The 10,963-nt window shown below is 60.0% G+C and carries 4 protein-coding genes and 1 pseudogene; 2 read left to right on the top strand and 3 right to left on the bottom strand.

What is annotated here, in order from left to right; translation table 11 throughout:
- Positions 1-787 precede the first annotated feature (787 nt).
- The 3 genes from BWR18_RS22195 to BWR18_RS21150 form a co-directional block, all read right to left on the bottom strand.
- Complete coding sequence (locus BWR18_RS22195) at positions 788-1,291, bottom strand: exosortase C-terminal domain/associated protein EpsI (protein WP_254685031.1); 504 nt, start codon at positions 1,289-1,291, stop codon at positions 788-790.
- A complete protein-coding gene (xrtD, locus tag BWR18_RS21145; protein ID WP_254685032.1) occupies positions 1,288-2,400 on the bottom strand; it encodes a VPLPA-CTERM-specific exosortase XrtD in 1,113 nt (370 codons plus the stop codon). Before xrtD ends, BWR18_RS22195 begins: the two co-directional genes overlap by 4 nt.
- A gap of 212 nt (positions 2,401-2,612) precedes the next feature.
- A complete protein-coding gene (locus BWR18_RS21150) occupies positions 2,613-3,365 on the bottom strand; it encodes a class I SAM-dependent methyltransferase (RefSeq protein WP_076630937.1) in 753 nt (250 codons plus the stop codon).
- Positions 3,366-3,942: 577 nt separating this feature from the next.
- On the opposite strand from BWR18_RS21150, the pseudogene BWR18_RS21155 reads away from it, so the two are divergent.
- Together BWR18_RS21155 and BWR18_RS21465 are read left to right on the top strand one after the other, a co-directional pair.
- A pseudogene (locus BWR18_RS21155) lies at positions 3,943-10,355 on the top strand (type I polyketide synthase).
- Positions 10,352-10,882: a glycosyltransferase gene (locus BWR18_RS21465; RefSeq protein WP_076630939.1), complete on the top strand. Its 531-nt coding sequence runs from the start codon at positions 10,352-10,354 to the stop codon at positions 10,880-10,882. Before BWR18_RS21155 ends, BWR18_RS21465 begins: the two are co-directional and overlap by 4 nt.
- Positions 10,883-10,963 lie beyond the last annotated feature (81 nt).

Raw genomic sequence — 10,963 nt, forward strand, 5'->3', positions numbered from 1 at the left:
CGCGTAGGGGTGTCGCCGTCATCATCGCACGCCCAAAGGCCAGGCGTAGTGAGACGCAGTGGTTCATCAGTCGCAGCTTGCGCAACTTGCGGCGCCAAGACACTCGATGGAGCATCCGACAACGCATCACTTTGAACCGGATAAATGCCTCGGTGAGTCGCCGGCGCGATGACGCCCACAATTACAATGCCCGCGTCAGCTGTCAGTGGCAGAAGAAAATCAGATTCAACTGTCTCAAAGACCTGAACATTCAGGGTTCCGGGGGACGGCGCCTGGCTAAAGCCAAGTCCGATTGCCATTGGACTCATTGAAAAGTCTCCGTAATGTTTCGTGCGTTGCTAGTGACGCGAACAGAATGTACGCGTGTTGGAATGGCCTATCTTGCGGCAACAAGCGCCGATGGGGTTTCCCCTGGGCAGGTGGTGCAGGAAATGCGGCATTGGACAGTGCACTGGTTCGAACACCGAAAAGCCGAAGCCATGCCTCGACGCTCGGCACGATTGCAAATCAAGTGACCGTGCAAGACCGTCCGTTGTGACGTGAAGATTTCGACCATTTGCAGAACTCCGCCTCGGTTTCACACGACCAAGCCACTGCTAAGCTGGCCAAAGTCTCCTTCGTGCCTTTGTGCACTCCAGCGGGTCTGCCCACTGATTGTGAATGTCATCGGCGCCAAACAAGAGACTAAAATTGTGTTAATATGGCCCTACGCTACCGAACGTTGCGCGCGCACTGTTAGAACGCTTAAAAGGCACTGAAAGCGTTTTTCCGTAATAATTTCAGAATTCTAGTTCGCTTCACCGTTTGGTATGAAGCGCGGAAGAGGCCCCCGAAGGTTTTCCAGAACGTCCTGCAACCGGCCCTCGGCCACATGCTCAGCTTCTCCCGCGAGCAACGGTGTCATCAGTCGCACAAGCGCTCCATCGGTTCGCCCGGTTCGAATACCATCGATCATCAGCCAGTATTTAGCCTCAAAGTCCCAGGCAATGCGACGGCCCTTCTGTTCAAACCAATAGTAAACCATCATCTTTTGCTCGCCTTTCTGGATAATGGCTTTGTTGATTTCGAAGGGTGCATCACTGCCAATTTCGGCGGCAACGTCGCTACGTTCTAGCCATGCAATTTCCCAGCCTCCGCCGGGCAGGCAGATCTCGGGACTGTGGACACCGCCCTGCGATTGGTCAGCATACCACGCCATGAACAAGGCAACACCAGCACTCGCTTCTGGTCTCACAAAATCAGTGTGCAAATAATCGTCAGCCTGCAGCGCTTTTTCCACTTCGGGTGTCAGAAACCTTTGCGGTCCAGACCGCCGCCAGTCCCAAGCTGCATCGGGAAAAGTGCAAAGCTGTCACGCGGCGGAACCTGGCGCTCGCGCTCCGGCACGCTTTGAAAAGCCAGGACCGCTGCCAAAACAGCAAGCGTTGAACCAATGAGCGCCGCAGAGGGCTGCACCAGACGCAGGCGCATGACCTGCTGGCCCAGACCATCCGTTTCAAGGTCAAGCGCATGCGTCAGGCTCATTCTTTCACGATTGAACATCAGCAGCACCCGCGCCAATACAAACAAGAGCACGATGCATGATAAGAAAATCACCCAGCCTTCGAAGAAATGGGTGAAACCCTCCAGCCACTCAACGCCGTAGTAACTGACGATGATACCCGCCAAGGCGATGCGCAGCGAATTCATCAATACGGTGATCGGGGCCGCCGCGATAAGGAGCACCGCTTTGTGCCACATCGGTCCCTTGTAAAGGATCGCAAAGATGTAGGAGAAGCTGAGGATCGGGAAAAGGTAACGCAACCCCGAGCAGGCCTCGGCCACATGCAGCTTCATGATACCCAGATCAATGATATTGCCGTCCAGAAACACCGGAATTGCCAACAACTTCAAGAACAGGACACCCAACTCGGACGAGATCAGCTGCAGCCACGTGGTCATCTTGTAGTAAAGCACACCGGGCAAAGGCAGCATGTATACGAGGTGCAACACAGCCGGCCAAAAATGCTTGCCGGTGGACCAGCCGAAACTGACCAATAGCAGGCCAGCAACCCAAAGGATTAGCGCATACGCGACAATATCGTCGATGTTGGCGAGCTGCCCCAGCGTGCCCAAAGCGATTGAGGCGAAGATGACGATCACACCAGGCCAGCGGTTGTGTACCGCGCCGTAATTTTCGGGCACGGACTTGAGATGACGCAGGAACAAAAGCCCTGAGAGCACAGGTATCAACGGCCCGTGGCTGTATTCCGGCAATTGCCAAGCGGTCAACAGTGCCCGCGTTCCATCCCAAAAGAACACAAGCGCACCCAACATGGCGATGACAAGCCAGAATACGCCCCAGCTGACAAAGCCATGATGCCGGTCGCGCGCGCGGCTCTGCTGCTCAGCCAAGGTCATCAGGCGCAAACTTTGGAAGACGAGTGAATGACGGCCAAGACGTGTGGGCGCAGGCACTGCGCCGCCACCATGGGTACGCCTTGCCAAGGATCATTGCACGACATCTTGCGTTTCGGGTTTCTTCCACGTGGTACGCAGGATGTTCGTCAGCAACTCCTCATCCCGGTATGCGGCCAGCGCACCGTCCGCTCGCAACTTTTCCAGCTCTGTTTTCAAAACTTCTGGGTCGGCAGTTTCAGATTCTCCGAACCGATCCACGTGCTCTCAAAACCGGCAAGATACTCATTCAAACGCACTTTGTTCACGTAGCAGTTCGGCTTGACCAAATGCTCGGTCTCAGGGCGCAAATGTGCCCAGAACGGAAACCCGTTTCTGTCACCCGCGTAAATTCTAGGATCATGCGCACCGCTGTCACTGGTATAAAGATGCGTGTGGATATGCGCGACGCCACCCGGGCGCAGAACCCGCGCCACTTCTCGCATCACGGCCACTGGATCAGGAAGGTGTTCGAACACATTGTGCGACACGACGACGTCAAAGCTGTTGTCGGCAAATTCCATGTTTTCCGCATCCATCACGCGAAACTCGGTGTCTACCTGAGTAACGCCGATCATGTTGCGCATCGTTTTGTCATACTTACGCGACAGACCGGTCACGTTCTTGATGGCGTTCTTGGCAGCGCGTGAAAAGCCCCTGTCCCGCAGGTCGTCACGAAAATCCTTTAATACTCTGCCGGATGGTGCGGGCTCAATATCAATGCCGACATACCGGTTGCGCGCACCCAAAAGATACCTGAAGGCGGACCGCTGCCCCGAGCCAACCTCAAGCACGTCACAGTCTTCCAAGGATCGTCCCAACATCGTGGCAATTTTGTCTTCGGTGTCGCGTGCTGCCGAAACAGCATCCGCAACCGTGCTGCTGACGTCCTGAAAGTTGCTTTTGTACAGCGACCAAAGCTCGTTCAACGAAGCTGATTTGAGATATGTCGCCAAAACTCAGACCTCCCGGCGTCGGGTCAAACGATTATTCAAATGCAACACACTGTATCCAAAGATGACGGACGCGTCTCGTGACCGGACAGAATTGACTTTTCCTCAACAGATGCCTCGATGTGAGGCGCCTCGTAATGCCACGCGAGCATCCCGATGATTTTGTAAAAAGCAAGGTTATTGTGAGGCATTTACAACTGAAAGGAGAGGTTTGCGCTGAAAAAAATATGCGCGCAGTCAATCCACGCCCAGTGCCGAAACCCACACGAATCCTTTTGGCCGCTGACCTCCACACACGCCTGGCGCGAATATACGTACATCAGGAGCACTCAGGCCACACCTCAAGCAAAATTTGTCCGCGTTTCGCAAACTTACGAAAGACAGCAGTCCGACGCGGTATACACATGCAATAGTAAAGATGATGCAGCTAGAAACTGGACAACCGGGTCAGAATGCATACTGTTCTGGACTAATATTTTGGCACGCCTGCGGCCCAATTTCGGCGCATTCCTTGGGTAAATTGTAATCAACCGTAGTTCGAGTTCACCTATTCATGACTGACATAGCAATCATAGGCATGGCCGCGCATCTGCCAGGGGCGGATGATATCGAGGCATATTGGTCCAATCTCAAGAACGGGATCGAGTCCATCCGGCATTACTCCCGCGAAGAGCTTCTTGCCGCGGGCGAAGCACCGCATCTGGTAGAACGGCCTGACTACGTGCCAGCGGCTGCACCGCTTGACGGGTTTGAGACCTTCGATCCCGACTTCTTCGGCCTCTCGCCCAAGGAAGCTGCGATCATGGACCCCCAGCACCGGCAGTTCCTAGAAGTGGCGTGGGAAGCGTTGGAGAACGCGGGTCATCCCCCGGCCAAGGCCAACGGGCCGATAGGCGTTTACGCAGGCTGCGGCATGGGCAGCTATTTTTATTTCAACATCTGCTCGAACCGCGATCTGGTCGATGATGTAGGCATGTTCCTGCTGCGCCATACCGGCAACGACAAGGATTTCCTGGCCACCCGCGTCAGCCACATCTTCGACCTCAAGGGCCCCAGTATCAACGTACAGACCGCCTGTTCCACGTCGCTGGTCGCGACCCATAACGCGGTGCAGGCGCTTCTTGCAGATGATTGCGACACAGCAATTGCCGGCGGCGTTACAATCGAACTTCCGCAGCATCGCGGCTACCTTTTCAAGGAAGGCGAAGTGTTGTCGCCAGATGGCCATTGCCATGCGTTCGACCACCGGGCGCAAGGTACGGTCTTTGGCTCAGGCGCGGGCGCGGTCGTTCTGCGACGGCTCGAAGACGCGGTGCGCGATGGTGATCACATCTGGGCGGTCATCAAAGGGTCGGCCATCAACAATGACGGCGCAGCCAAGGCCGGATATCTCGCACCCTCAGTTGACGGACAGGCAGAGGCAATCGCCGAAGCGCACCTGATGTCCGGCATCACCGCCGACACCATCGACTATATCGAGTGTCACGGCACCGGCACCTATCTCGGCGACCCGATCGAGGTTGCCGCAATGACCCAAGCATTCGAAGAGACGACAGACCAAACCGGGTTCTGCCGCATCGGCTCGGTCAAGACCAACATCGGGCATCTCGACACAGCCGCCGGGGTGGCGAGCTTGATCAAGGCGTCCCTGTCGCTGCACAATGCTCAAATCCCGCCATCCCTTGGATACGAGGCGCCAAACCCGGCGATTGACTTCGAAAACTCGCCCTTCCGCGTGAACGACACGCTCAGCGATTGGGTCAGCCACAAGGGACCGCGCCGGGCCGGTGTGAACTCACTCGGCGTGGGAGGCACGAACGCGCACGTGGTTCTTGAAGAAGCACCGGACCGCGCGCCATCAGAAGAGTCCGACTGGCCGTTTCAGATGCTGGTCTTGTCGGCACGGTCCAAAGCGGCGCTCGACGGCAACGCACAAAAGCTCGCCGCACATCTGCAGACACGTACCGACCAGGATCTGGCAGACGTGGCCTGGACGCTCAAAGAGGGGCGCCACGCCTTTGAACACCGTCGGGTCGTGGTGGCCGAAACGCACGAACGGGCCGCAGAAAAACTCGAAACCAACGACCCAAGGCAAGTGTTCACCCACACGGCTCTGGACAAGCCCGACGCAGTGTTCATGTTCCCCGGCGGCGGCGCGCAATACGCCGGTATGGCGCGTGACCTCTACGAAACCGAGCCGGTCTTTGCCGAGTGGATGAACAAGGGTCTCGATATTCTCGACCCCAAACTTGACTACGACATTCGTGCGCTCTGGCTGCCCGAACCAGGGACGGAGGCGGACGCCGATGCCAAGCTAACCCAACCGTCGGTCCAGTTGCCACTGATCATGATCTGCGAATACGCGCTGGCCCAGCTTTGGATAAGTTGGGGCGTGCAACCCACCGCGTTGGTCGGGCACTCCATGGGCGAAAACACCGCTGCCTGCGTCGCAGGTGTGATGAGCTTTGAGGATTGTATCGGGCTCGTGCACCTACGCGGACGTCTCTTTGACACCGTCCCCGCAGGTGGGATGCTGTCCGTCGCCTTGCCCGCGGACGCCCTGCGGCCCCTTCTGGGCGACGATCTGGATCTTGGCGCGGTCAACGCGCCCAACCTGTCAGTCGCGACAGGCCCGCAAGCCGCCCTTGATGCCTTGGGAAAAGAGCTGGCGGCACGCGATGTCGACTGCCAACGCATCCCCATCGACATCGCCGCCCATTCCCGGATGCTGGAGCCGATTCTGCAGGAATTCGGTGACTATCTGCGCTCCATAGAGTTGCGCGCACCGCAAATCCCGTTCACCTCCAACCGTTCGGGCCAGATGATCACCGAAGCCGAGGCGACGTCGCCGGACTATTGGGTGGGTCACCTACGCGGGACCGTTCATTTCGCAGACTGCATCGGCACGCTGGCGCAGAAGAACCGCATCTTCATCGAGGTTGGACCGGGCAAAGCACTGTCGTCCCTGTGCGGCCAGCATTCGGATGTCGAAACCAACCAGGTCATCTCGTCCCTGCGCCATCCCAACGACACTGCCGCCGATGACGCCTATTTCATGGCGATGCTCGGCCGGGTCTGGGCGTTGGGAGGCGAGATCGACTGGAACCAGGTCTGGGGTGAAGCGCGGCGCGTGAAACTGCCGCTGCCCACCTACGCGTTCCAGCGGGCACCCTACTATATCGAGCCGTCGCAGGCTCCGGTCGAAGACACCTTTGAATGGCTGATGCGCAACGACGATCCCGACACCTGGGGCTGGCGGCCTGCGTGGCGGCCCGCCTATGCCGGGTGCGACATCGACATAACGGGCGATTTGTCCGGTGTGGCTCAGGAACGCTGGCTGGTGTTCGCGGATGACGCAGGCCTATGCGATGCCGTCACGGATCGACTGGCCGCCGCCGGTCACGACATCCTGACCGTACGCGCCGGGGACACATTCGCGCGCGATGGCGCCTCCGGGTACATCCTGTCGCCCGAACGCGGCCGCGACAGCTATGACGCGCTCGTCAGTGACCTTTTGGAGCGGGAGTTTCTGCCCACACGGGTGCTGCACGGCTGGCTGGCCACAACCAAGGAAACCTTCCGCCCCGGATCAAGCTTCTTTCATCGCAATCTGGAACAGGGCTTCTTCAGCCTCTTGTTTCTGGCGCAGGCCATGGGCGACGAAGGCTGGAGCCATCCCATTCACATGACTGCGCTCACCTCCGGCGCGGTGCAAGTGACAAGCGAGGCGCTGCAATATCCCGAGAAGGCAACGCTTACCGGACCTGCACGTGTGATCGGGCGCGAATTCCCGCAGATCACCGTGGGCACGCTGGATCTGGATTTGCCACAGTCCAAAGGCCGCGCGACCGCTGACCTCACCACCTTCGCCGACCCTGTATTAGAAGAACTGCTGTCGCCCCCAAGCGAAACGGCGGCAGCCATCCGCGGCGCGAAACGCCACGAAATGTCGTGGCGTTCGCAATCGCTGGACACACGAGAGACCGGGCAAGCGCAGTTGAAGGACAAGGGTGTCGTCCTGATCACCGGCGGCTTTGGCGGCATCGGGCTGACACTTGCCGAACGCATGATCAAGGCAGCGGGCACCCGCATTGTCCTGATGTCGCGCGGCGGACTGCCCCCGCGCGAGGACTGGGACAAGGTGCTGGCCAACACAGCACCAGGCGACGCCCTGCCCCGCCGGATCAAGGCCGTGCAAGCACTCGAAGCCGCGGGCGGCGACGTCCTATGCCTGGCCGGTGACGTGTCCAACGTCGAGGATATGCGCGCTCTGCGTACGCAGGTCGAGGCGGAAATGGGTCCGGTGTCGGGCATTATTCACGCCGCTGGCGTGATCGCAGATGGCTTGATCCAAACCAAGACCATAACCGAGATCGAGGATGTCTTTGCCCCCAAACTGCACGGCACGAGGGTGATCGAAGAGGTTTGGCCCGACGGCGATCTGGACTGGATGGTGCTGTTCTCTTCCAGTTCTACCGCAACAGCCCCCGCGGGTCAGGTCGACTACGTGGCCGCCAACGAATACCTCAACGCCTATGCCAAGGCGCGCGCCGGGGACAAAACGCACGTGCAGGCCATCGGCTGGGGCATCTGGGCAGATGCGGGCATGGCGGCGGACGCCATGGCAGCACGCACCGGCGCCACCGTGGAAGCCCCTTTATTGCCTGCGGGCGTGCCGCTGCTGGACCAAAAAACATTCGATGCCGCAGGTCACCGCATTTTCACCGCCGACTACACGGTCGCAGACCGTTGGGTGCTTCACGATCACCGGACAGCAGCGGGCGATGCTCTGATGCCCGGAACCGGCTATCTGGATCTGGCGGCACAAGCCCTGCGCGCGCAGGGCGAAACCGGTCCATTCGAAATCCGCGATCTCTATTTCCTGCGCCCCCTGGCGGTGAGCGAAAACGAGACGCGCGACGTGACGTTGCGTCTGCCGCGTAGCGAGACGGGATATGACCTCGAAGTGCAAAGCGGGCCGGACGGGTCGGTCGAGATGAACGCGCAGGCCCACCTGTCGCTCTTGCCGATGCGCGCACCCGCACCGATTGACGTCGCCGGGATCACTGCGCGCTGCGCCACGCCCGTGCACGCGCCCCACGGCGGCGCGCTCAAAGCCGCGCAAGAGGCGGTGTTGCAATTCGGACCGCGCTGGCGCGTGCTGCAATCCATGGCGCTCGGAAATGGTGAAGGGCTGGCCGAGTTGTCACTGCCCGAGACCGCGCAAGGCGATCTCGACGCCGGCTACCGCCTGCATCCCGGCCTGATGGACATCGCCACAGGCTGGGCCATGGGCCTGATCGAAGGGTACGACCCCCAAGCCTACCTCTGGGTGCCGGTCAACTACCGTTCGGTCAAGGTCTTCCGCGACGTTCCGGGCCAAATCGTATCGTGGGTACGCAATGCGGGCGAAAACCGGGCAACCGGCGAAATTGCCAGCTTCGACGTAACCCTCGCCACGCCCGAGGGCGAGGTCTGTGTCGACATCCGGGGCTTCTCGATCCGGCGGATGGAAACCTCGCTGGGGTTTGCGACCACCGAAGAGACGCCCGCCCTGACCGGTCCCGAAACGATCCAACCGCTGTCGCCCGCCGAAGAACGGCTGCGCCACAACCTGGGTCAGGGGATCCGGGCCGAAGAAGGCGCCGACCTCTTCCTGCGCGCCCTCGCGCTCGAGACGCCGCAAGTGGTGCTCTCCTCTCTCGACATCCCCGCAATGATCACACAGGCCGGGCAGGTCGAAGACAGCAAAACGGGCGGCGGTCAGACCTTCGAACGCCCGCAGCTTGACAGCGAATATGTCGAACCCGAGGGCGCCATCGAAACCACACTCGCCGGGTTCTGGGCCGAACTTCTGGGCGTCGACCAGATCGGGGCCAACGACAGTTTCTTTGATCTGGGCGGTCACTCCCTGATCGCGGTGCGGCTCTTTGCGCAGATCCGCAAGACATGGAACGTGGATTTCCCGATCTCAGTCCTGTTCGAAGCACCCACCATCCGCAAAGTCGCCGCTTTGATTGCCGAACGCGGCGTGTCGGACGAGGGCGACGAAACCCCGGTTGGCGACAAAGATGACGCCACACCGGCGCGGCGGTTTACCCACCTGGTGCCTATGCACTCGGGCGAAGGGGGCCGCGCGCACCGTTCTTCCTCGTGGCAGGCATGTTCGGCAACGTGCTGAACCTGCGCCATCTGGCGCATCTTTTGGGAACTGACCGTCCCTTTTACGGCCTGCAGGCCCGCGGTCTCTATGGCAACGAGGAACCCCACCGCACCATCGAAGAGGCGGCAACAGACTACATCGCTGAAATGCGTCAGGTGCAGCCCGAAGGCCCCTACATGCTTGGCGGTTTTTCCGGCGGCGGGATCACCGCCTTCGAAATCGCACGACAGCTGGAGGCGCAAGGAGAAGAGATCGGCGCGGTCATCCTGCTCGACACCCCTCTGCCCCAGCGCCCGCCGCTGACGCGCCGGGACCGGATGATGATCAACTGGCTCAACCTCAAGGCCGAGGGCACGTCCTATGTCACCACATGGGCCAAAAACCGCATCGCCTGGGAGCTGCAGAAGCGCCGGGGCGGCAGTGACGCACCGGCCGAGGAAGGGCAGCAGTTCCACGACGCCGCCATCGAAGCCGCGTTCCTTGAAAGCGTTGGCAGGTATGAAGTGACCCCGTGGGACGGCCCCCTGACGCTATTCCGCCCGCCCCTGCTCGCGCAATGGGAGGTCGCGCCGGGCCGTCTGGTCGACAAGGATCGGCACTATATGTATCCCGATAATGACTGGACACGCTTTGTGCCCGGGCTTGCCATCTACGAGGTGCCGGGCGATCACGACTCCATGGTCCTTGAACCCAACGTGCGTGTGCTGGCAACGCGTATGAAAAAGGTTCTGGAGGCGGCAGAACTTGAACTTACGCAGCGTCCCGCACCCGGCGGTCCGTCCTTCCGGGAGGCTGCGGAATGACCGCAGAGCAACCGACCGTCCTCACGATCATCCTGAACTACAAGACCGCCGACATGACGCTTAAATCTGTCGAAGCGGCGCTTGCCGCCATGGACGGCATCGCAGGCGGCATCCTGATTGTCGACAACAACAGCGAGGACGGATCGTACGAAACTCTTTCGGCACATGCGTCCAAGCAGGGTTGGGACACAGGCAACCGCGTGCGGGTGATCCAATCGGGCCGCAACGGCGGCTTTGGGGCTGGCAACAATGTCGGCATCCGCACAGGGCTTCCCGGCAACGTCCGGCCCGATTACGTCTACATTCTGAATTCCGATGCGTTCCCTGCGCCCGAAGCGATCCGCGTGTTGCTGGAGCATCTGCAAGCCACACCAGGCACCGGCTTTGCCGGCAGCTACATCCACGGCCCCGAAGGCGACACGCACCTGACCCAGCTTCCGTTTCCCTTCCATCGCCAGCGAATTCGAGGGCGCGATCCGCTTCGGACCGGTCAGCCGCCTTCTGAAAAACCGCAAAGTCCCGATTGAAACACCGACCGACACGACAACCGTGGATTGGCTGGCAGGCGCCTCGGTCATGATGCGGCAATCCGTTCTGGACGAAATCGG

It is taken from the genome of Tateyamaria omphalii (genome assembly GCF_001969365.1).
In the GTDB taxonomy this organism is placed as follows: domain Bacteria; phylum Pseudomonadota; class Alphaproteobacteria; order Rhodobacterales; family Rhodobacteraceae; genus Tateyamaria; species Tateyamaria omphalii_A.

Excerpts from the sequence above, each read along its gene's own strand:
- xrtD (WP_254685032.1), bottom strand. The coding sequence starts at position 2,400 with ATGACCTTGGCTGAGCAGCAGAGCCGCGCGCGCGACCGGCATCATGGC.
- BWR18_RS21465 (WP_076630939.1), top strand. The coding sequence starts at position 10,352 with ATGACCGCAGAGCAACCGACCGTCCTCACGATCATCCTGAACTACAAG.